Raw genomic sequence first — 22,394 nt, forward strand, 5'->3', positions numbered from 1 at the left:
AATGATGAAAATCAGGCTGTTGTAGATATGGAGAGTTGCATGCTGAGCGAAACGAAAGGCCGGGCGAACAGTGCTCTGAAAAAGCTTCGCAAAGACATGCAATTCGTTCTGGAATGGGCAGGAAACCCGCTTCAGGTTGGGGCAGTAGCCCCTTCAAGTCCTTATCTCGGTCAGCGGATGGCAAGCTACATTCCGCCTTACTCAAGGAAACCCGTGCTGGAGCTTGGCCCCGGCACAGGGGCGGTCACAGCCGCTGTTCTCAAGAGCGGCATCGCCCCGACACGACTGATCGCCTTGGAGTACAGTCCTGAATTTTGTGAGACGCTGCGGCAGAAGTTTGATGGCATTTCCGTTGTCCAGGGTGATGCCTACAATATCGCCGCCACCCTGCCGCAGTTGCCACAGGGGAGCCTTTCGGCCATCGTCTCCAGTTTGCCGCTCATGAACAAAGCCCCTCGTGCTCGCCTTGCATGTCTGCGCGCAGCGCTGGACTATCTGGAGCCGGGCGCACCGTTCATCCAGTTTTCGTATGCCCTGAAGCCGCCGGTCTCTGTCAAAGGCACGGAATTGACAGTGGAGCGGTCCAATTGGATCTTTAAAAACCTCCCGCCTGCTCGGGTCTGGGTCTATCGCCGTGCTGCCTTCTGAGCACACAAGACCCGTCACGAACCGTGACGCCTGCACATGCGTGGAAGCTGCAATGACCAGATCTGGTCAGGGTCACCCTGGCATACCTTGCAATTCACTATTGAGGATACGGCTTTCATGACTCCCAAGATTTTGGTGTTCTCCGGCTCCACCCGCTCCCAGTCCTACAACGCGCAACTGGCGGCGCTGGTTGCCAAACATGTGGCGCTCGAAGGCGCAGACGTGACCCTGCTCAACCTCTCTGATTACCCACTGCCCCTTTACGATGGTGACCTTGAAGAGGAGCAGGGGGTGCCGGAAAACGCGCTCAAGCTGAAACGGTTGATTGACCAGCATCATGGTGTCTTCATCGCCTCGCCGGAGTACAACTCCTCCATCTCCCCCCTTCTCAAGAACACACTGGACTGGATCAGCCGCGTACGGGAAGACGGGGAAGAGCCTCTGGAGGTTTACACCAAGGCGATCTATGCCATCGGCGGCGCAACGCCGGGGCTTCATGGCACCATGCGCGGCCTCATTCACCTGCGCACGATCATGGAAGTCTCGTTGGGCTGCTTGGTGCTGCCGGACATGATCACCGTGAATTTCGCGGCTAAGGCATTTGATGAAAACGGGGAGCTGGCCAAGGAGCCAGCGCAGAACCGCCTTAATAAAATGGTGCAGCGTTTGGTAATGGAAGCGCGCAGCCGGACAATACGTAGTCACTGACTAATTATTGCCAAGAAGTTGGCAAGCGCCAGATCACTGCATACATATGAAAGCGGTGACTTGATAACTATTGAGATTTAGAACTGCAAAACAGCAGTTTGGAGTGTATTTGATGAGTGAACATGGTGAGCCACAACAGTGGCACGGCACAACAATCCTGACAGTACGGAAAGGCGGTAAGGTTGTTATCGCGGGTGATGGTCAGGTGTCGCTGGGCCAGACCGTGATTAAGGGCACCGCACGCAAGGTGCGTCCCCTTGCCAAGGGCGAGGTCATTGCAGGCTTTGCCGGTGCCACCGCAGACGCTTTCACACTTTTTGAGCGCCTTGAGGGAAAGCTGGAGCAGTATCCCGGACAGCTGATGCGCGCCTGTGTAGAGCTGGCAAAGGATTGGCGTACAGATCGTTATCTGCGCCGCCTTGAGGCCATGATGCTGGTGGCGGACAAGAACATTTCTCTCGTTCTCACGGGCACGGGCGACGTTCTTGAGCCGGAAAATGGCGTCATGGGCATTGGCTCTGGTGGCAACTATGCCCTGTCCGCAGCCCGCGCTCTGGTCGACACAGATCTTTCTGCCGAAGAAATCTGTCAAAAGGCCATGGCCATCGCAGCAGACATTTGTGTCTACACAAACAACAACCTGACCATCGAAACGCTGGAAGATACATCGGGCGCAGCATAAGCTCGCCTCGATTTGTCGGTTCAAACAGACCGTAGAAGGGGTGCCACGCCTTGGGTCCTTTCAAATCGGTGCTAGGAAAGATGATAGAATGAGCAATTTCTCTCCACGCGAGATCGTATCCGAGCTGGATCGCTACATCATCGGACAACATGATGCCAAGCGCGCCGTTGCCATTGCCTTGCGCAACCGCTGGCGCCGTCAGCAGCTGGAAGAAGGCTTGCGAGAAGAAGTTCTGCCAAAGAACATCCTGATGATTGGCCCAACCGGTGTGGGTAAGACGGAAATTTCTCGCCGTCTGGCCAAGCTTGCCAACGCGCCATTCACCAAGGTTGAAGCAACCAAGTTCACCGAAGTTGGCTACGTTGGCCGCGACGTGGAACAGATCGTTCGCGATCTGGTCGAAGCTGGCATCACCTTGGTTCGCGAGCGCAGCCGGAAGGAAGTTGAAGCCAAAGCCCATCTTCTTGCGGAAGAACGGGTTCTGGACGCTTTGGTTGGCCCGAGCGCCAGCCCGTCGACGCGTGATACCTTCCGCAAGAAGCTGCGTGAAGGCGATCTGGACGACAAGGAAATCGAGGTTGAGGTCCGGGCTCAGCCCTCAATGCCAAACTTCGACATTCCCGGCATGCCCGGTGGCGGCAGCATTGGCGTGATGAACCTCTCGGACATGCTCGGCAAGGCTTTCGGCGGTCAGACCAAGAAGAAGCGTGTCAACGTCCGCGACAGCCATCAGTTGCTGCTGACCGAAGAATCCGACAAGCTGCTTGATGAAGAAAAGATCGTGCATGAAGCCATCGATCTGGTCGAAAATCACGGCATCGTCTTCCTGGATGAGATTGACAAGATCTGCGCCAAGGATCACCGCGGCGGAGATGTTTCCCGTGAAGGTGTGCAGCGCGACCTGCTTCCACTGATCGAGGGAACGGTTGTTTCCACCAAGCACGGCCCGGTCAAGACAGACCACATCCTGTTCATCGCCTCAGGGGCGTTTCATGTGGCCAAGCCGTCTGATCTCCTGCCGGAGCTTCAGGGCCGCCTGCCAATCCGCGTTGAACTGAAAGCACTCACCCGCGACGACTTCCGCAGCATTTTGACGGACACCGAGGCAAGCCTTATCAAGCAATATGTCGCGCTCATGGGCACGGAAGAACTCACTGTCGAGTTCACGGATGATGCGATTGAAGAGATTGCCACCATCGCGGTGGACCTCAACGCCAACATTGAGAACATCGGCGCACGGCGCCTTCAGACGGTGATGGAACGTGTTCTGGATGAGATCTCCTTCACCGCGCCAGATCGCGCAGGCGAGACGGTTGTTATCGATGCGGAGTTTGTCCGCCAGAATATTGGTGATCTGGCAAAGAATATCGACCTGTCTCAGTTCATCCTTTGATTAACCCAGCCTGGTGCCGTAACAATATGACGGTTAGGGAGGGCTTGCAGGCTCCGGCAACAGTCTGCAAGCCGCACGGGATCGGAGCTTTAAGATGGTTGCGATACGCAAAGCAAATGAAGAGGGGCATCGACGAAAGTTTCTGGTCGTCGTCGATGATACACCGGAATGTGGCCGCGCTATTGTGTATGCCGCCCGTCGTGCAGCACGCACCGGCGGCGTTGTAGTGCTGCTTTATGTCATTGCCCCGAGTAATTTCCAGCATTGGCTGGGTGTAGAAGACATCATGCGAGCCGAAGCGCAGGAAGCTGCGGAAACAACGCTGGCAAAGGCCGCAGAACGTGTGCGGGCTGCTGCCCGCACGGAGCCGGAGCTGGTCATTCGTGAGGGCACTCGCTCAGATGAGATCATGGACCTCATTGATCAAGATGCCGATATTGCGACCCTCGTTCTGGCTGCTGGCACCTCAAAGGAAGGCCCTGGGCCCCTTGTGTCGTCCATAGCTGGCAAGTCCGCCGGATCGTTCCCCATCCCAATTACCATTGTTCCGGGTAATTTGGATGATGACGCGCTCGCGGCTCTGGCATAATAGGGTACTAATCCCATATTATGCGTAGAATTGCGGTTATGCGAAAGTTGCTTGGAAAACCGAGCTTCAAGGTAGCAGTCGCGATCGGAATTAAATAAGACAACACCCTCGTACAGGCTGCAGTGGGTTCATTGTGGCCTCGAAACCATTTGGAAGTGGCTATGTTTATTCAGACCGAAGTGACGCCCAATCCTGCAACACTCAAGTTCCTGCCGGGCCGTATCGTGCTGCCTGAAGGCACGCTGGATTTCCGCAGTGCTGAGGAAGCGGCGGTATCGCCATTGGCTGAGAGCCTGTTCCAAATCCCGGGTGTGGTCGGCATTTTCTTCGGCCACGACTTCATCACCATCACCAAGGATGACACCGACTGGCAGCATTTGCGCCCGGCGATCCTCGGTATGATCATGGAGCACTTCATGTCCGGCGCGGAAATCCTTCGCGGCGACAGTAAGGGTGATGGGGATATCGGGGAAGAGTTCTTCGATGAGGGTGACGAAGAAACCGTGACCATGATCAAGGACTTGCTAGAGACGCGCGTTCGTCCGGCTGTTGCGCAGGACGGCGGCGACATTACCTTCCGAGGATACAAGGAAGGCATCGTCTATTTGACCATGCGCGGCGCGTGCGCCGGGTGCCCGTCATCAACGGCCACCTTGAGTCATGGCATTCAGAATTTGATGCGCCATTTTATCCCGGAAGTTCAAGAGGTTAGACAGCTCTAGTTTTACTCAAGGGTAAGCATGTAGTTAGTTCTACCCAGTGAATTTGGTGGGAATAATACGATCGAGACTAATGGGCTAGAACTTAATGGTTGCTCGACAAAAACAGCAGCGGGCGCTAAGCCAAATCCTATGAAACTGCTTGCTATAGATACAGCTTTAAGCTCGTGCGCTGCTGCCGTTTTGACCGTCGAAAACGGCGAGGAAACGATCGTGGCACAGAGTGAAGATCTGGGCCGCGGCCATGCTGAGCGTATCATGAGCATGGTGTCGGGCGTGATGGCGGAATCTTCCACCACCTTCAATGCGCTGGACCGTATCGTCGTGAATGTTGGACCGGGCAGTTTCACAGGCCTTCGCATTGGCCTGTCCATTTCCCGTGGCTTTGGGCTTGTGTTGGGCAAACCGGTCGTGCCGGTAACCACCCTTTCAGCCATTGCCGCTGAGGTGTTGGTGCAACCTTCCAATGACCGGCCTTTGCTCGTGGCGCTCGATGCGCGCCGGGACGAGGTATACTGTCAGACGTTCACGGCGCAGGCCGAACCTCTGGGTGAGGCCAAGGTCTCCACAGTGAAGGATCTGGCACACGATCTGCCGGCAAATGCTCTGTTGGCCGGGTCTGCAGCTCTGGCTGTTGCCAAGGCCGCTGGCGTGGACAGTGAGGCAGTGCGCAGCGAAGCTGCTTATGCCTCCATCGAGTTTGTGGCCCGCCTTGGTCTGAATGCACCTGTTCCGCAAAAAGCGCCGATGCCGCTTTACCTTCGCCCGCCTGATGCCAAGCCACAGGAGCGGGGACGGATCCTTCGTCAATGAGCCTTGAGTGGTTCAAAGCGCCGCCGCCAATCATCCGCAAAACGACCCTGCAAGACCTGCGAAGTCTTGCAGACATCCATGCGCAGTGCTTTCAGCCGGGCTGGGGGCGGGCAGAGCTGGCCTCGCTCTATGAGCAAAAAGGCGTCGTGTTTTTCACCGCAACGCCCTCGGGTGCGTTCGAGCGCCGGGATCCCATAGGCTTTCTTGCACTGCGAATTGTTGCTGATGAAGCTGAGGTTTTGACAATAGCCGTCTCTCCAAAGTATCAGGGGAAAGGCGTTGGCCGAAAGCTGATGGAGGATGGCCTCTTCCACCTCTATTCAGAACGCGTGGAAATGCTGTTTCTGGAAGTGGATGACACCAACGTTTCTGCGGTATCCCTCTACAAGAAGCTGGGATTCAGGCAGGTGGGAGAGCGCAAGGGCTACTATTCCAATAGCGAAGGTAGTGGAACGGCGCTTGTCATGCGTTGCGATCTCCGGTAATCGCACAGTCAGAATTTGAGAGATAGGCCGAGCCTGCGACGGCATTGAGGTGAATTGTTCCATGGTTGCTGAGAATGAAATGACACTCATCGAGCTCTGCGCGCACAAGGGAATGCGCATGACAGACCAGCGTCGCGTCATTGCGGATGTCATTCAGGCAGCAGAAGATCATCCGGATGTGGAAGAGCTTTACCGCCGCGCAGTTGAAATTGACCCCAAGATCTCCATCTCCACGGTTTATCGGACTGTGAAGCTGTTCGAAGACGCTGGTATCATCGAGCGCCATGATTTTCGTGATGGCCGTTCGCGCTATGAAACAGTGTCAGAAGAACATCATGATCACCTGATAAACCTGCGCACCGGCGACGTTATCGAGTTCCGCAGCGAAGAGATCGAGAAAATTCAGGAAGAAGTTGCGCGCAAGCTGGGCTTCAAGCTGATCGATCACCGTCTGGAGCTTTATGGTGTTCCGCTGTCCGATGAAGACACAGAGGCCTAACTAGATGCATTCAGCCAAAGCAATTGTTGTTATTCTGCTTTTGACAATTGCAACGCTGATCATGATCCCCCTGCAATGGGTGGCCATGAAGCTCGATCTCAAGGTCCAGCGAAAGCTGCCGCTTGTCTGGCATCGCATTGCCTCCACGTTGATGGGCATTCGGGTTCACCAGGAAGGGGGCGCGGTTGACCATCGTCCGCTCCTGATTACGGCGAACCATTGCTCTTGGCTCGACATCGTAGTGCTGGGCCGCACCATGCCGCTCAGCTTCATCGCCAAGTCCGAAGTTGCAGGCTGGCCAATCTTTGGCCTCTTTGCCAAGTTGCAGCGCACGATCTTTGTGAACCGCAGTCGCCGTTCGGATACGGGCAAGGTGACCCGGGAAGTGGCGGATCGCATGGCCTCTGGGGATGCGATCGTGTTGTTTGCTGAAGGCACGTCGTCAAATGGCAATCAGGTTCTCCCTTTTCGCTCCGCTCTCATTGGTGCTGTTCATCATGCCATGGGAGATGGGGAGGGGGATAAAGCTTGGGTGCAGCCGCTTGCCATCAGCTACACCCACCTTCACGGCATGCCCATGGGCCGGTTCTGGCGGCCCCACGTCGCTTGGTATGGCGACATGGAACTGCCGGGCCATCTTTGGATGCTGCTGAAGGAGGGCGGGCTTGATGTGCACCTTACATGGGGTGAGCCAATTCCATTGGTCGGCACCTTCAACCGCAAGCAGCTGACCAGCGAGCTTGAGAACACCGTTCGTGCCATGATGGTCGGAACGCTGATCGGCGCAGAAAATCACGATTTCGTTCAAACCGACGCAAACGAACGCATCGACTTCTCAAGCGACGAAAAAAAGTTTAAACGAGACGCAACAGACGACATGAAGGCCGCCAGCTAAGAGCGGCGATTTCAGACAAAAGGTTTCGGCACTGCGCTGACAGGTGCCTAGAGGACTAAATGGAAAATCTGAACCAAGAACAAGCTGCCGTAGCTCAAGCTCAGACATCAGAAAACGCCGAGAACAAGAAGGCGTCACGCAAGGTTTTCGTGAAAACCTATGGCTGTCAGATGAATGTCTACGATTCCGACCGCATGACCGATGCGCTCTCCAACGATGGATATGAGAGCACGGACACGCTGGAAGACGCGGATCTGGTAATTCTGAACACCTGTCACATCCGCGAAAAGGCGGCGGAAAAGGTGTATTCGGAACTGGGCCGTATCCGCAAGCTCAAGGAAGAAAAGGCCAAGGATGGCAAGGACATGATGGTTTCGGTCGCAGGCTGCGTTGCGCAGGCGGAAGGGGGAGAAATCTCTCGCCGCGCACCAGTCGTTGACCTCGTTGTCGGTCCTCAGAGCTACCACCGCCTGCCGGAGCTTCTTAAGCAGGCTAAGGAAGGCCAGAAGGTCGTCGAAACCGAATTTGACATTGAAGACAAGTTCAAACATCTGGCAACGCCTTCAAAGGAAGCTGTTCGCAAGCGCGGCGTCACGTCGTTCCTCACGGTTCAGGAAGGCTGTGACAAGTTCTGCACCTTCTGCGTGGTGCCTTATACCCGCGGTGCGGAAGTCTCTCGTTCCGTCGAGCAGATTGTTGGTGAAGCCAAGCAGTTGGCTGCCGCTGGCGTGCGTGAGCTCACGCTTCTCGGCCAAAATGTGAACGGTTGGCACGGTGCTGGCGCGGATGGCCGCGAATGGGGACTGGGGGAATTACTTTTCGAGCTTGCGAAGATCGATGGCCTCACCCGATTGCGTTACACCACGTCTCACCCGCGTGACATGGACGATGCCCTGATTGCTGCGCACCGCGATCTGGATATCTTGATGCCGTATCTGCACCTGCCGGTTCAGTCGGGATCTGATGCCATCTTGAAGGCCATGAACCGCAAGCACACCCGCGATGACTATTTCCGCCTGATAGACCGCATCCGTGAGGCGCGGTCGGACATCGCCATGTCTGGGGATTTCATCGTCGGCTTCCCTGGCGAAACAGATCAGGATTTCCGCGACACCATGGACTTGGTGGAACGGGTTGGTTACGCCTCCGCATTCTCCTTCAAGTACAGCCCTCGTCCGGGGACGCCAGGTGCGCTGCTTGAAGAGCAGATCGAAGAAAACGTTAAGAGTGATCGCCTTGCAGAGCTACAGGCGCTGCTCGCGCACCAGCAACAGGCGTTCAATGCCTCACTTGTAAATCAGCGCATCGAAGTGCTTTTTGAAAAGATGGGCCGCAGAGAGGGTCAGTTGGCTGGCCGTTCACCCTGGCTCCAGCCGGTTCATGTAAATGCACCAGCAGAGCTGTACGGTGAAATGGCAACGGTAGAAATTGTAGGCAGTTCTGCAAATAGTCTGGAAGGCCGACTGATTTAGGGGCAAGATAGGTATGCGCATAACGCGCAGGCTAAACGGAGGCACTGATTGAAGGGCAACGCCCACTCCAAGTCTGCATCGCAGGCTAACATGCGACCCGCAGCCGCGTCAGATATGATGCATGTGGTTCTCGCGTTCGAGGACAACCGACTGGTTGGAGACCTGTTCGGTCAGTTCGATCAAAACCTAGCTCTTATTGAGCAGCGAATTGGCGTAGATGCCGTGGCTCGAGGCAATCAGGTCACGATACGCGGCAGCAAGTCAGGATGCGAACAAGCCAAGCTCACGCTTGAAGCCTTGTACTCGCGGCTTCAGAAGGGCCACGAGGTGCATCCGGGCGATGTAGACGGTGCCATTCGCATGGCAGAAGCAGCCGAAGCGCAGCTCACCCTGCCAACAATGGAGCCAAAGTCCCGTCTGGCCTTTGCCCAGATTTCTACGCGCCGCAAGACGCTGATCGCCCGCACGCCTACTCAGGATGCCTATATCCGCGCCATGGATCGGTCCGATCTGACTTTTGGCGTTGGTCCGGCAGGTACGGGTAAGACGTATCTCGCGGTGGCCTATGCGGCTGCCCTGCTGGAACGCGGTGAGGTCGATCGTATGATCCTTTCCCGTCCTGCCGTAGAAGCGGGCGAACGTCTTGGCTTTCTGCCGGGCGATATGAAGGAAAAGGTCGATCCGTATTTGCGCCCGCTCTATGACGGCCTCAACGACATGATGTCGCCGGAAAAATTGGAGCGTGGTCTGGAAAGCGGCATGATTGAGGTCGCGCCCCTTGCGTTTATGCGCGGTCGCACCCTGTCCAACGCGGTCGTGATCCTCGATGAAGCGCAGAACACCACATCCATGCAGATGAAAATGTTCCTGACGCGTCTCGGCGAGAACTCCAAGATGATCATCACGGGGGACCCGTCTCAGGTCGACTTGCCTCCGGGCCAGATGTCCGGTCTGCGTGAGTCGCTCAAGATTCTTGGCGGCGTCGAAGGTATTTCAGAGGTCCGTTTCACCGAGACGGACGTGGTGCGACACGAGCTTGTAGCCCGCATCGTTCATGCCTATGACGAGGAAGGACGACGTCGGTTTGAAGCGCGGCAGGCGGCCAAGGCTGAAGAAACGGCAAATGAGCAACAATAATCTGGCTGTTGAGCTTGATCTGCTGATTGAGACGGATGGCTGGGCGTCGGAGGAAGACCTGCGACGCCTTGCCGAAAGCGCAATTGGTGCGGCCTTTCAGTGCGCTGAGCTGGAAGCCGTGCCGCATTCGGAGATTTCACTTGTCTTTACGGGAGATCCCGAAATAAAAGAATTGAACAGAGAATGGCGCGGCAAAGACAAGCCGACCAATGTTCTGTCATTTCCAGGCGGTGATGAGGAAGAACCACCATTTGGCCCTCTGCTTGGAGACATTGTTATCGCCAGAGAAACGGTTGAACGGGAGGCTGAAGAGCTCGGCATCCCATTTAAAAACCATCTGACGCATCTTCTCGTCCACGGAACTCTTCACCTTTTCGGGTATGATCACCAAATAGACGAGGAAGCTGAAGAAATGGAGGATCAGGAACGGCAAATTCTGGCCAGCCTGAACATTCCTGATCCTTATGCGGATGCTCCGTTGAGCGCCGATACTTAAACCCTTTGAGCCCATGGTGGGCCTCAAGGAATCTATTGAGAAAGAGATGACTGGTTCTGAACCGCGAAGTACCGAAGGGGGCACAGCCTCCGAGGGAAGTGAAAAAACGCAAGATGCAAGCCCGCGAGCGACGTTGGCTGCCGATGATGCCTCCGAACCACCGGAGACCAAGCCCGGTTTTTTTGCCGGGCTAGGAAGCGCCTTCAAGGCCTACAAGAAGAACCGCCGTGGCAAGTCCGGTTCCCTCCGCGAGAACTTGGAGGACGAACTCTCTCGCGAGAGCGTCGATGCGGACAATGACTCCTTTACCGCCTCTGAGCGCGAGTTGCTTGCCAACATTTTGCAGCTGCGCGAATCTCGCGTTGAAGACGTGATGATTCCGCGCGCAGACATAGAAGCGGTTGAAGACACCATTCCTATTGCCGATCTCATGGAGTATTTCCGTGAGTCTGGGCACTCGCGCATGCCGGTCTACCATGAAAACCTCGATGACCCTCGAGGCATGGTGCACATCAAGGACTTGATGTCCTACATGGCAGAAGAAGCGGGCATGCCGAAGCGCAACGGCAAAAGAAAGAACGGCGAGCGTCTGGAAAACGGAAATGGCAAGGACACGGTCGTACCAGAGATGGATCTGGGGCGCATTGATTTGTCACGTCCTTTGTTCAAGACCGGCTTGATACGGCCCTTGCATTTTGTGCCGCCCTCCATGTCCTCTCTGGATCTTATGAAACAGATGCAGGTCACGCGTGTTCAGATGGCCTTGGTCATTGACGAGTATGGCGGAACCGACGGTCTGGTCTCTCTGGAAGATATCGTGGAAACGGTCGTTGGTGACATCGAAGACGAGCACGATGAAGCTGAAGAGGCGATGATCACCACCGTTCGCGACGGCGTCTGGGCGGTAGACCCTCGTATTGACCTTGAGGATCTGGAAGAAGAGATCAAAACCGGCTGGGAAATCGGCGAATTGACCGAGGACGTCGATACGCTGGGGGGGCTGTTGTTTACGCTTCTGGGTCGTGTACCGGTTCGCGGCGAGCTGATCTCTGACCGCCATCTGCCAGGCTATGAGTTTGAAGTGATGGATGCTGATCCACGGCGGATCAAGCGCTTGAAGATCTACAGACGGCGTCAGGAACAACGCGCAGGTCTGGTGAGAAACCGAACAAAACGTGCAGAGGCCGCCGAATAGGCGGTCTTTTCACTCTTTAAAACCAGGGGCCCTGGCCATGACATCGTTGTCGCTGTTTGCCGAGCGTGTCGCTCGTCCATTCCTGCTGTCATGGGGGCTACGTCGATCGTTGCTCGCCACGACCCTTGGGGCCGCCGCGGCGGTGTCCATGCCGCCCTATGGCGCCTTTCCGCTTCTTTTCCTGTGTTTCCCCTGCCTCATATGGCTTTTGGATGGCGCGACCGCCAGCTCGGAGGGGGATAAGCGGCGAAACGCGCGTCGTTTCTTCTCCATTGGCTGGGCCTTCGGCTTCGGTTTCTTTCTGGTTGGTCTTCTCTGGATCGGTGAGGCCTTCCTGGTGGAGGCGGAGACCTATGCGTGGATGATGCCGTTTGCCGTGGTTATCCTCCCCGCAGGTCTGGCCTTATTCCCTTCTGTCCTCCTCTCGCTTGCCAGCCTCTTCTGGCGGCAAGGATCCTCTCGCATATTGGTATTTGCCGTCGCATTCACGCTATGCGACTACGTGCGCGCCCACGTTTTTACAGGGTTTCCCTGGAATTCTTGGGGTTACGCCGTTGTGCAGAGTGATCAGCTGGTGCAGCTCGCGGCCTACATCGGATTGTTCGGCCTAAGTTTTCTGGTGTTGTTTGTTGCCGCAAGTCCGGCCTTGCTTCTGAAAGAGAGTAACACTGGAAGTCGTAAGCCTGTTTTACTTCTGGCCGGGGTTCTGGCAATCGCCGCGCTGGTGCTGGGAACACTGCGCTGGACAGACCGCAGTCAAGCATTCGTAGAGCCGAATATTCTAATTGTGCAGCCAAATGTGCCGCAGAGCGAGAAGTGGAAGCCTGAAAATCGTGACAAGCTTTTGCCGCACTATTTGGAGATGACCGCTGCGGCGCTTAAAGGTGAGAAAAATGATTCAACTCGCCTCATCTTTTGGCCTGAATCTGCATTTCCATTCTTATTGACGCAAGAGCCTGGCGCGCTCGCCATGATTGCTGAGGTGCTTCCACAGAATACTTACCTAATCACAGGTGGTATTCGTGCGGACTATGGCGCGCAAGGAGCCACTAACTTCTACAATAGTGTCTATCTGGTTGACGCTAATGGAATTGTGGTTGACGTATACGATAAGGTGCGTCTGGTGCCGTTTGGAGAGTACCTTCCATTCCGTGAAATTCTGCAATCTATTGGTGTGGAGCGCCTCGTGCCGGCGCCCAGCGACTTCACGGCGGGCTATCGTTACAGATCGATTAGTATTTCTAATGATCTCAGTTTTCAGCCCCTGGTCTGTTACGAGGCGATTTTCCCGCAATCTCGGCTTAATATGTCAGAAAGACCGCAGTTTCTGGCAAATATAACTAACGATGGGTGGTTTGGAGACAGTTCCGGCCCCTATCAGCACCTGATGCAAGCAAGGATGCGCGCTGTCGAACAAGGTATTCCAGTGATACGTGCAGCCAACACAGGTGTTTCTGCGGTGATTAGCCCTCACGGTGAAATACTATCAGAAGTTGTCTTGAATAGGGCGGGTAGCATCAAAGCAGCTCTCCCAAAAATACTGGAACCTACACTCTATGGAAGATGGGGTGACTGGATTTCTCTGGTGTTTATTCTCGGTTGTGTTTGTCTCCTATTGGTATTTGGGGTACTTTTACATGCTCGTAGAGATTGACGCGAGGCAAGAAATATCGTCAACATAGACTTGCGTGAGATGAGTGGTGGTCTTCGCGGTAAAGGCGAATTGTATCGCGATCTCTAATGCACTGCCGAAACAAAAAAGCGAAGTCCTGCTTCAGCAGTACTTCGATAAAAAGCAACAGACGGTTAGTAACCACAATTATGAAAGAAGAGGGCCGTTGCAATGGCCAGTAAAAAGGCACCTAATCCCATCGATGTTCATGTCGGGAGCAGAGTCCGGCTTCGTCGCATGATGCTGGGCATGAGCCAGGAAAAGCTTGGCGAAAGTCTCGGAATTACCTTTCAGCAAATCCAGAAGTACGAAAAAGGCACAAACCGCATAGGCGCAAGTCGCTTGCAGCACATCGCGACAATTCTGAAGGTTCCGGTTGCCTTCTTCTTTGAAGATGCGCCCGGATCGCCAGAAGAAGCTCAAGGGGTCGGGGACAACCCTCAAACGACCTATGTAGTTGATTTTTTATCTTCGTCGGACGGTCTGGCGCTCAACAAGGCGTTCGTGCGCATTGAAGATCCCAAAATTCGAAAAAAGCTAGTTGAACTTGTCAAGAGTTTAGCGGGCGAAGACGCTTGAATTTTCGGATTGATGCGCCAATTGAAAAGTTGGACTTGACCAAGTGCACTGCCTTGGTTCATTAACGTGCTGAAGCGGCGGGTTTCCGTCGCTTCTTTGTTTTATCTTCCCAGAAGGACGTTTGCCAATGGCTCGTCAAAGCTATCTTTTTACTTCCGAGTCGGTCTCTGAAGGCCACCCGGACAAGGTCTGCGACCGCATCTCGGACGCAGTTGTTGATGCCTTCCTCCGCGAAATGCCGGAGGCACGCGTTGCCTGCGAAACGCTGGCAACCACCAACAAGTTGGTTATCGCCGGCGAGACGCGCGGCCCTGCATCTATCACCAAGGACTACATCGCTCATCTTGCGCGTATGGCCGTTAAGGATATCGGCTACGAGCAGGAAGGTTTCCATTGGGAAAACCTGGACATTGACGTCATTCTGCATGGCCAGTCTGCGCATATTGCGCAGGGTGTCGATGCATCTGGCGACAAGGATGAGGGTGCAGGCGATCAGGGTATCATGTTTGGATATGCCTGCCGCGAGACGCCAGAGCTGATGCCAGCTCCAATTCTGTATTCTCACAAGATCCTGCGCATGTTGGCGGAGGCTCGCAAGTCGGGTCATGAGCCAACCCTTGGTCCTGATGCCAAGAGCCAGGTCACGGTGCGCTATGAAGACGGTAAGCCGGTTGGTGTGACCTCCATTGTGCTGTCCACTCAGCATCTGGACGAAGCCATGACTTCCAACGATGTGCGCTCCGTTGTCGAGCCGTACATCCGCGCAGCGCTTCCGGCGGAGTGGATTAGCCCAGAGACCATTTGGCATATCAACCCGACTGGCAAGTTCGTCATCGGTGGCCCGGATGGTGACGCTGGTCTGACCGGCCGCAAGATCATCGTGGATACCTACGGCGGCGCAGCTCCACACGGTGGTGGCGCGTTCTCCGGCAAGGATCCGACCAAGGTGGACCGCTCGGCAGCTTATGCCGCGCGCTATCTGGCAAAGAATGTTGTGGCCGCAGATCTTGCGGACCGCTGTACCATTCAGCTCTCCTACGCGATCGGCGTTTCCGAACCTCAGTCTGTGTTTGTAGATCTGCACGGTACTGGCAAGGTGGCAAATTCGGCGGTTGAGCGCGCTCTGCGCGAGGTGATGAGCCTGACGCCGCGCGGCATTCGTGAGCACCTTGGTCTTAACAAGCCAATTTACGAGCGTACCGCAGCATATGGCCACTTTGGTCGTGAAGCAGAGCAGGACGGCGGCTTCTCTTGGGAGCGCGTTGATCTGGTTCACACCCTTCACCAAATGCTGGAAAAAGAATACGCTTAAAACTGAAGCGATAGAGGAATTGCATCCGGCCGGCATCTTGTCGGCCGGATTTCTGTAAGTCATGACTGATCATTACAAAGGGTCTTTTTTCGGCCGCCGCGTCGGCAAGCCGCTAAAGGACCGCCAGACGCGCCTAATCGAAGATTTTCTGCCAACGATTGCCGTTGATCCGACCACTCAAACTCCGCAGGACCTGAAATCACTTTTCGGGCCGGAGGTTGAGCAGGTGTGGTTGGAGATTGGCTTTGGCGGTTCCGAGCACTTGATGCATCGTGCGCGCCAGAATCCGGCCATTGGCTTCATTGGGGTAGAGCCGTTTCAAAGCGGTATGGCCAAAGCCGTCGCTTCGGTTCACGATGAAGGCTTGAAAAACGTGCGCCTCTATGATGATGACGCGACCAAGCTGCTTGATTGGATGCCGGCGCAATGTCTGGATGGTGTTTATCAGCTCTATCCCGACCCTTGGCCGAAGAAGAAGCACTGGAAGCGTCGCTTCGTAAATCAGGTCAACCTGACCCGTATTGCCCGTGCACTGAAGGTGGGATGCCAATACCGTTTTGCGAGCGATATTGATACCTATGTGGATTGGACCCTTGCCCACTGCTGGCAACATCCGTCATTCGAATGGCTGGCGGAGCGCCCTCACGACTGGCGTGAGCCATGGGATGGTTGGCCGGGCACCAGGTACGAGCGAAAAGCAATTCGCGAAGGCCGTATCGGGCGTTACCTGTCTTTTGAGCGTTTGCCGGACGGTCAGACCGATCTTTAAGCGCGATAAACTCATGCGTATGGGCCTCTTTTTTGTTGCATAAGACAGGTAAATGTCTATATTGCGCTCAAGAGTTCTCATCCGGCTCGTAAAGAGCGATAGGAGAGTGGGCCCGGACGGACCCGCTCTTTTTTATTACCTGGGCCGGCCTGAAGGCTCACGTTGATGATCCGAGCGCCCATTTTTGAGCTGCGCTCCATAACAATCATAAAAGGTGAGAAGTGGAAGATCACGATCCGAGAATTGTTAAGGAACAAGGGCTTGAGGCCCGTGTTGCCGCAATTGTAGAGCCGGTCATTGAAGATCTTGGCTATCGGCTCGTGCGCATCCGTGTCAACGGCAACAATGGATGCACACTGCAGATCATGGCTGAGCGTTCGGATGGCACGATGACCGTCGATGGATGCGAAGAGATCAGCAAGGCTGTGTCGCCGGCATTGGACGTGGATGATCCGATTAGCGGTGCATACCACTTGGAAATTTCTTCGCCGGGTATTGACCGTCCGCTCGTTCGCGCAAGCGACTTTGAGCGTTGGGCAGGTCACCTTGCGAAAATCGAAATGGCTGTTCCTCAGCAGGGGCGCAAGCGCTATCGCGGCATTATCGCTGGTGTCGAAAACGGCAAGGCCGTGGTCAAGATAAGCGACGTTGCGCCGGGTGAAGAAGATACAGCCCTGTTGCCGCTGGAAGAAATTGGCGAAGCGCGGTTGATCCTGACCGACGAGCTGATTGATGCGGCACTGAGTGCAGACAAGGCGGCAAAGGCCGCCCGTGGTGAAAACGTCGACGAAGACTCTTACCACCACTAAGAATGAAACCGTCCTTCGGGGCAGGCTCGCTGAGCCACCGTTTTTGTTGAGAGGCCTGCAAACAAGCGTGCAGGATGTTGAAGGAGTTGATGAGACATGGCCATCAGCGCAAACCGACTGGAACTGCTGCAGATCGCTGATGCGGTTGCCCGAGAAAAGTCGATTGACCGCACGATTGTGATCGATGCCCTGGAAGATGCAATCCAGAAGGCTGCCCGGTCTCGCTATGGCACGGAGACCGAGATCCGTGCTGAAATCAATTCAAAGACAGGTGAAATTCGCCTGCAGCGCCTCCTTCATGTGGTTGAGCAGGTTGAGAACGTATCTACTGAGATTGCGTTGGTCGATGCGAAGTCGCGAAACCCTGAAATTGGTCTGGGCGATTTCGTTGCTGAGCCTCTGCCGCCTCTGGACTTCGGGCGTATCGCTGCGCAGTCAGCCAAGCAGGTCATCGTTCAGAAGGTCCGCGAAGCAGAACGTGATCGTCAGTATGATGAGTTCAAAGATCGTATCGGTGAAGTGATCAACGGCGTCGTCAAACGCGTTGAATATGGCAACGTGATTGTCGACATCGGGCGCGGCGAAGCGATTGTACGCCGTGATGAGCTGATCCCACGTGAAGTGTTCCGCAATGGCGACCGTATCCGTGCCTACGTTTACGATGTGCGCCGCGAGCAGCGCGGTCCGCAGATTTTCTTGTCACGCACGCACCCTCAGTTCATGGCCAAGCTGTTCATGCAGGAAGTGCCTGAAATCTATGACGGTGTCATCACCATCAAGGCAGTGGCGCGCGATCCAGGTTCCCGCGCTAAGATCGCTGTTCTGTCAAATGACAGTTCCATTGATCCGGTCGGTGCCTGTGTGGGTATGCGTGGCTCTCGCGTTCAGGCCGTTGTTGGCGAGCTGCAAGGCGAAAAAATCGACATCATTCCTTGGAATGAAGACGCGGCAACTTTCATTGTGAACGCGCTTCAGCCTGCTGAGGTTGCCAAGGTTGTTCTGGATGACGAATCCGAGCGCATTGAAGTTGTTGTTCCAAACGACCAGCTTTCCCTGGCAATCGGTCGTCGCGGTCAGAATGTTCGTCTTGCTTCTCAGCTGACCGGCTGGGGCATCGACATCATGACAGAAGCCGAGGAATCCGAGCGTCGCCAGAAAGAGTTCCAGATCCGCTCCGATCTGTTCCAGGCTAGCCTCAACGTTGATGAGATGGTGAGCCAGTTGCTTGCATCTGAAGGCTTCACTTCAATCGAAGAAGTGGCGTATGTTGATGTCGAAGAAATCGCTTCTATCGAAGGCTTCGATCCTGACACCGCTGACGAAATTCAGGCCCGCGCGCGCGAATTCCTGGAAGAGCAGGAAGAAGAGTTGCGCAAGCAGCGTGAAGAGCTGGGTGTTTCTGAAGTTCTGACAAACGTTCCAGGTCTGACCTCCGCTATGCTGGTTGCACTTGGCAAGGACGACATCAAGACAATCGAAGACCTTGCTGGTTGCGCGGCTGATGATCTTATCGGCTGGACCGAGCGCCGCGATGGTGAGACAGTACGTGTCGACGGTACTCTGACCGGCTACGAGCTCTCTCGTGCGGATGCTGAGTCGATTGTGATGGCAGCCCGCGTTGCGGCCGGTTGGATCGAGCCGGAAGAACTCATTGAAATGGAAGCCGAAGACTCTGACGAGGATGCGGCAGAAGAGTCCGAAGAGGACGCAGGTGTTGACGCAGACGCCGTTTTCGAGCAAGAGAGCGGTGCAACGCAGGAAGACACCGAAAAATAAAATGGTCAGTTGTGCGCGGCGAGCCTTGGCTAGGCTGCGCACCTGCAGTTTTCGGAAAGCAGATTTTAGCTCGTTTGAGTGCGCAGTTTTGCGTCACTGAGCTGAGGCAAAGAATTAGGTAAGGTGTAAGTGGCGAAGAAAAATGAACCGACCGAACGGAGCTGTGCGGTAACCCGCGATGTGCTCCCGGTAGATGATCTTCTTCGCTTCGTACTGGCGCCTGATAACACTGTTGTTGTTGATGTAAAAGGAACACTTCCGGGCAGGGGAGTGTGGGTCACGGCGACGCGTGAGAAGGTCGAAGAAGCGATAAAGAAACGCGTCTTCGCCCGGGGCTTTAAGGAGCAGGTTACCGCCGAAGAAGGTTTGGCCGACCAAGTCGAGAAGGTTTTGGAACAGAAAGCTCTAGGCGCTCTGTCTATCAGTCGAAAGGCAGGTGAATTGGTCACCGGCTTTACCAAGACTGAGAGCGCATTGAGATCCGGCGGTGTGCTGGCTCTGCTCCATGCCACAGATGCTTCGGATGATGGCGTTAAGAAACTGGCTGCCATCGCCGCTTCGATGAATACTAACGGCGGAACACGTGCGGTGCTTCGCCTGTTTACCTCGGCGCAAATGAATTTGGCATTGGGCCGGGACAACGTGATACATGCTGCATTGCTGGCCGGTCAGGCTGGTCGGAATTGCCTAAACCAGGCGCAGAGACTTGCGCGGTTCCGGGGCACTTCCAACCAATCTGATGTAGCTGGTTCAAAGGGTGCAGTAGCGCAGGACTGAAGGCAATATGAGCGATACCAAAAACACTGACGACAAACAGGGCACCGGCGAGCGTAAGACGCTTGGCCTCAAGCGAGGCGGCGTTGAAAAAGGCACTGTAAAGCAGAGCTTTTCGCACGGCCGCTCTAAGGCTGTCGTCGTGGAAAAGAAGAAGCGCCGCGTTGTGGTGCCGGGCCAAGAGGGCTCAGCCAGCACGGCTTCTTCATCCGCGCCGTCTGCACCAAAACAACAAGAAACCCGTCCGCAAGAAGCTCGTCGTGGTGCTGGTGAAGGTCAGCGACGCGGTGACGGCGGACGCAGTGGCAATAGCCGCAACAACAACAACCAGCGTGGTGGTCAGCGTCGTGGCAACGGCGGTGGTCAAGGCGGTGGTGCCGGTGCACAGCGGACCCTGACCAAGGGCGAAGCAGATGCACGTCTGGCCGCGCTGCGCGAAGCACAGCTGCGTGAGGTTGAAGACAAAAAGCGCCGCGCTGAGCAGGAGCGTCAGCGGATTCTGGCAGCTGAGCAAGCCAAGAAGGAAGCTGACGAACGCGCCAAGCGTGAAGCTGAAGAAGCCGCTGCACGCGCCAAGGCCGAAGAAGAGGCCAAGGCAGCAGCGCTCGCTCGCGCAAACGAAGAGCCAGTAGCCAAGCAGGACGCAAAGCCAGCCGGCAAGCCGGAAGGCGCAGCGAAGAAGCCTGCACCGCAGACACGTGAAGGTCGTCCTGCGCGTGATGACCGTCCACGCGAAACCCGTCCAACCCGCACCATGCGCGATGGCAAGCCGCCTCGTCTCGATGGTCCGCGTCCAGGCGCACGCAAGCCGGGTGAAGGCACCAAGCCGGGTGAGAACAAGCGTCCGGCAGGTGGTCGCGGTCCTCAGGCTCCAGCTCCATCACCGGCTGATCTTGAAGCCTTGGAAGGCGCCAAGAAGACACTCAAGCCTGTTGTAAAGAGCCCAGTGAAAAAGGCTCCTGCTCCGAGCAAGCCTGCCCGTGGCGGAGACGAACGTCGTCGGTCCAAGCTTACCATCACGCGTGCTACGGGTGATGATGAGGGTCGCAGCCGTTCATTGGCCTCCATGCGCCGCCGTCGCGAGAAGGAAAAGCGTCAGGGCAACCAGCAGCAGGTGGCTCGCGAAAAGGTGAGCCGCGAAGTGACATTGCCTGAAGCCATTACCATTCAGGACCTCGCGAACCGTATGTCGGAACGCGCTGTTGATGTCATCAAACTGCTGATGAAGCAGGGCCAGATGCTGAAGATCAACGATGTGATCGATGCAGATACCGCTGAACTGATCGCGGAAGAGCTGGGCCACACCGTTAAGCGCGTGTCCGAAGCGGATGTTGAAGAGGGTCTGTTCACACTCGACGACAAGGTTGAAGACCTTCAGGCGCGTCCACCGGTAGTGACCATCATGGGTCACGTTGACCATGGTAAGACCTCTCTGCTTGATGCCCTGCGTGAAGCAAATGTTGTATCCGGCGAAGCTGGCGGCATTACGCAGCACATCGGCGCTTATCAGGTAGAGCAGAACGGCCAAAAGGTTACCTTCATCGATACCCCAGGCCACGCAGCGTTTACCGCAATGCGTGCCCGTGGTGCCAAGTCAACTGACGTTGTGATCCTTGTGGTTGCAGCTGACGACGGTGTGATGCCGCAGACGAAGGAAGCTATTCAGCACGCCAAGGCGGCTGACGTGCCGATCATCGTTGCGATCAACAAGATCGATAAGCCAGATGCTGATCCGAACCGGGTCCGTAACGATCTTCTGCGTGAAGAAATCGTCGTGGAATCCATGGGCGGTGACGTGATTGATGTCGAGGTCTCTGCGAAGCAGCGGATGAACCTGGACAAGCTGATCGAAATGATCCTGCTTCAGGCAGAAGTGCTTGAGTTGAAGGCAAACCCTGAACGCGCCGCTGAAGGTACTGTGATCGAAGCCAAGCTCGACAAGGGCCGTGGTCCGGTTGCGACCGTTCTGGTTCAGAAGGGTACTCTGCGTGTAGGTGACATTCTGATTGCAGGCACTGAATGGGGCCGCGTCCGCGCAATGCTTGACGAAAACGGCAAGCAGGTTGATGTGGCTGGTCCATCCAAGCCCGTTGAGATCCTTGGCTTCCAGTCAACGCCAGCTGCTGGTGATATGGTTGCCGTGGTCGAAAACGAAGCACGTGCTCGTGAGATCTCGGATTATCGTCAGCGTCAGAAGCGCGATAAGATGGCTGCTCGCATCGCAGGTTCACGCGGATCTCTGGAAGCCATGATGAAGGGCCTTCAGGAAGACGGCCGCAAGGACTTCGCCGTTGTCGTCAAGGCAGACGTGCAAGGTTCTGCGGAAGCGATCCAGGCATCTTTGGAAGAACTTGGCAACGACGAAGTTGGCTGCCGCGTGATTGCAGCGGGTGTCGGTGGGATCACCGAAAGCGACATCACGCTCGCGATGGCGTCCAAGGCACCGATCATGGCGTTTAACGTTCGTGCAAACAAGCAGGCGCAGGAAGCTGCCCGTCGCGAAGGCATCGAGATCCGCTACTACAGCGTGATCTACGATCTGATCGACGACGTGAAGGCAACCATGTCTGGCATGCTGGCACCAGAGCGCCGCGAGACTTTCCTTGGTTACGCGGAGATCAAAGAGGTCTTCAACATCACCAAGATTGGCCGTGTGGCTGGTTGTCTCGTCACCGAAGGTGTCGTGCAGCGTGGCGCACAGGTTCGTCTGCTCCGCGACAACGTTGTGGTGCACGAAGGCGAATTGGGTACGCTCAAGCGCTTTAAGGACGAGGTCAAGGAAGTGGAATCCGGCGTCGAATGCGGCATGAACTTTACAAACTACAAAGACATGCGCGTTGGCGATGTGATCGAGTGCTTCCAGGTTGAAGAGATCGCTCGCTCTCTCTGAAGCCTCGCTTCGATTTGAGTAAAATCCATTACACGCCGGCGGGGCCTTGCTCCTCGCCGGCGTCTTACACTGAGAAGTACAA

The 22,394-nt window shown here is 55.6% G+C and carries 22 protein-coding genes; all 22 read left to right on the plus strand.

Going from position 1 to position 22,394, the window contains the following annotated elements:
* Positions 1-39: 39 nt before the first annotated feature.
* The 22 genes from Q3Y58_RS00380 (at position 40) to infB (ending at position 22,312) form a co-directional block, all read left to right on the plus strand.
* Entirely contained in the window at positions 40-648 is a 609-nt protein-coding gene (locus Q3Y58_RS00380) for a class I SAM-dependent methyltransferase (protein ID WP_319620559.1), read from the plus strand.
* Positions 649-765: 117 nt separating this feature from the next.
* On the plus strand, positions 766-1,356 hold the full coding sequence (locus Q3Y58_RS00385; RefSeq protein WP_274217802.1) for an NADPH-dependent FMN reductase: 591 nt from the start codon (positions 766-768) through the stop codon (positions 1,354-1,356).
* A 112-nt stretch (positions 1,357-1,468) separates the two neighbouring features.
* On the plus strand, positions 1,469-2,038 hold the full coding sequence (hslV, locus tag Q3Y58_RS00390) for an ATP-dependent protease subunit HslV (RefSeq protein WP_274217803.1): 570 nt from the start codon (positions 1,469-1,471) through the stop codon (positions 2,036-2,038).
* A gap of 88 nt (positions 2,039-2,126) precedes the next feature.
* Positions 2,127-3,431, plus strand: a complete 1,305-nt coding sequence (hslU, locus tag Q3Y58_RS00395; RefSeq protein ID WP_274217804.1) for an ATP-dependent protease ATPase subunit HslU — start codon at positions 2,127-2,129, stop codon at positions 3,429-3,431.
* 94 nt (positions 3,432-3,525) lie between these two features.
* On the plus strand, positions 3,526-4,020 hold the full coding sequence (locus tag Q3Y58_RS00400; RefSeq protein WP_274217805.1) for a universal stress protein: 495 nt from the start codon (positions 3,526-3,528) through the stop codon (positions 4,018-4,020).
* Positions 4,021-4,181: 161 nt separating this feature from the next.
* Positions 4,182-4,742, plus strand: coding sequence for a NifU family protein (locus Q3Y58_RS00405; protein ID WP_274217806.1), 561 nt, complete (start codon positions 4,182-4,184; stop codon positions 4,740-4,742).
* A 129-nt stretch (positions 4,743-4,871) separates the two neighbouring features.
* A complete protein-coding gene (tsaB, locus tag Q3Y58_RS00410) occupies positions 4,872-5,552 on the plus strand; it encodes a tRNA (adenosine(37)-N6)-threonylcarbamoyltransferase complex dimerization subunit type 1 TsaB (protein WP_274217807.1) in 681 nt (226 codons plus the stop codon).
* Positions 5,549-6,037: a ribosomal protein S18-alanine N-acetyltransferase gene (gene rimI / locus Q3Y58_RS00415; RefSeq protein ID WP_274217808.1), complete on the plus strand. Its 489-nt coding sequence runs from the start codon at positions 5,549-5,551 to the stop codon at positions 6,035-6,037. Before tsaB ends, rimI begins: the two co-directional genes overlap by 4 nt.
* Positions 6,038-6,098: 61 nt before the next feature.
* Positions 6,099-6,536, plus strand: coding sequence for a Fur family transcriptional regulator (locus Q3Y58_RS00420; protein WP_274217809.1), 438 nt, complete (start codon positions 6,099-6,101; stop codon positions 6,534-6,536).
* A 4-nt stretch (positions 6,537-6,540) separates the two neighbouring features.
* Entirely contained in the window at positions 6,541-7,431 is an 891-nt protein-coding gene (gene olsA, locus Q3Y58_RS00425) for a lyso-ornithine lipid O-acyltransferase (RefSeq protein WP_319620560.1), read from the plus strand.
* Positions 7,432-7,490: 59 nt separating this feature from the next.
* Positions 7,491-8,903 (plus strand): tRNA (N6-isopentenyl adenosine(37)-C2)-methylthiotransferase MiaB, encoded by a 1,413-nt coding sequence (gene miaB, locus Q3Y58_RS00430; protein WP_319620561.1) that lies wholly within the window; start codon positions 7,491-7,493, stop codon positions 8,901-8,903.
* A gap of 114 nt (positions 8,904-9,017) precedes the next feature.
* Positions 9,018-10,040, plus strand: coding sequence for a PhoH family protein (locus Q3Y58_RS00435; protein WP_413697773.1), 1,023 nt, complete (start codon positions 9,018-9,020; stop codon positions 10,038-10,040).
* The gene (gene ybeY / locus Q3Y58_RS00440; RefSeq protein ID WP_319620562.1) at positions 10,027-10,536 is read left to right on the plus strand and encodes an rRNA maturation RNase YbeY; all 510 of its coding nucleotides are present in this window, start codon (positions 10,027-10,029) and stop codon (positions 10,534-10,536) included. Before Q3Y58_RS00435 ends, ybeY begins: the two co-directional genes overlap by 14 nt.
* Before the next feature lie 46 nt (positions 10,537-10,582).
* Complete coding sequence (locus Q3Y58_RS00445) at positions 10,583-11,731, plus strand: transporter associated domain-containing protein (protein WP_274217814.1); 1,149 nt, start codon at positions 10,583-10,585, stop codon at positions 11,729-11,731.
* 37 nt (positions 11,732-11,768) lie between these two features.
* The gene (gene lnt / locus Q3Y58_RS00450) at positions 11,769-13,385 is read left to right on the plus strand and encodes an apolipoprotein N-acyltransferase (protein WP_319620563.1); all 1,617 of its coding nucleotides are present in this window, start codon (positions 11,769-11,771) and stop codon (positions 13,383-13,385) included.
* A 189-nt stretch (positions 13,386-13,574) separates the two neighbouring features.
* Positions 13,575-13,982 carry a helix-turn-helix domain-containing protein gene (locus Q3Y58_RS00455; RefSeq protein ID WP_274217816.1) on the plus strand — a complete coding sequence of 136 codons (408 nt, stop codon included), beginning with the start codon at positions 13,575-13,577 and terminating at the stop codon, positions 13,980-13,982.
* Between the two features lie 127 nt (positions 13,983-14,109).
* A complete protein-coding gene (metK, locus tag Q3Y58_RS00460; RefSeq protein WP_274217817.1) occupies positions 14,110-15,294 on the plus strand; it encodes a methionine adenosyltransferase in 1,185 nt (394 codons plus the stop codon).
* A gap of 61 nt (positions 15,295-15,355) precedes the next feature.
* Positions 15,356-16,063, plus strand: coding sequence for a tRNA (guanosine(46)-N7)-methyltransferase TrmB (trmB, locus tag Q3Y58_RS00465; protein ID WP_319620564.1), 708 nt, complete (start codon positions 15,356-15,358; stop codon positions 16,061-16,063).
* Positions 16,064-16,284: 221 nt separating this feature from the next.
* On the plus strand, positions 16,285-16,872 hold the full coding sequence (gene rimP, locus Q3Y58_RS00470) for a ribosome maturation factor RimP (protein ID WP_319620565.1): 588 nt from the start codon (positions 16,285-16,287) through the stop codon (positions 16,870-16,872).
* A 96-nt stretch (positions 16,873-16,968) separates the two neighbouring features.
* Positions 16,969-18,648 (plus strand): transcription termination factor NusA, encoded by a 1,680-nt coding sequence (gene nusA, locus Q3Y58_RS00475; RefSeq protein ID WP_274217820.1) that lies wholly within the window; start codon positions 16,969-16,971, stop codon positions 18,646-18,648.
* A 129-nt stretch (positions 18,649-18,777) separates the two neighbouring features.
* A complete protein-coding gene (locus Q3Y58_RS00480; protein ID WP_274217821.1) occupies positions 18,778-19,425 on the plus strand; it encodes an RNA-binding protein in 648 nt (215 codons plus the stop codon).
* 7 nt (positions 19,426-19,432) lie between these two features.
* The gene (gene infB / locus Q3Y58_RS00485) at positions 19,433-22,312 is read left to right on the plus strand and encodes a translation initiation factor IF-2 (RefSeq protein ID WP_319620566.1); all 2,880 of its coding nucleotides are present in this window, start codon (positions 19,433-19,435) and stop codon (positions 22,310-22,312) included.
* Positions 22,313-22,394 lie beyond the last annotated feature (82 nt).

This window comes from Nesiotobacter zosterae (genome assembly GCF_033843645.1).
Taxonomy (GTDB): domain Bacteria; phylum Pseudomonadota; class Alphaproteobacteria; order Rhizobiales; family Stappiaceae; genus Pseudovibrio; species Pseudovibrio zosterae.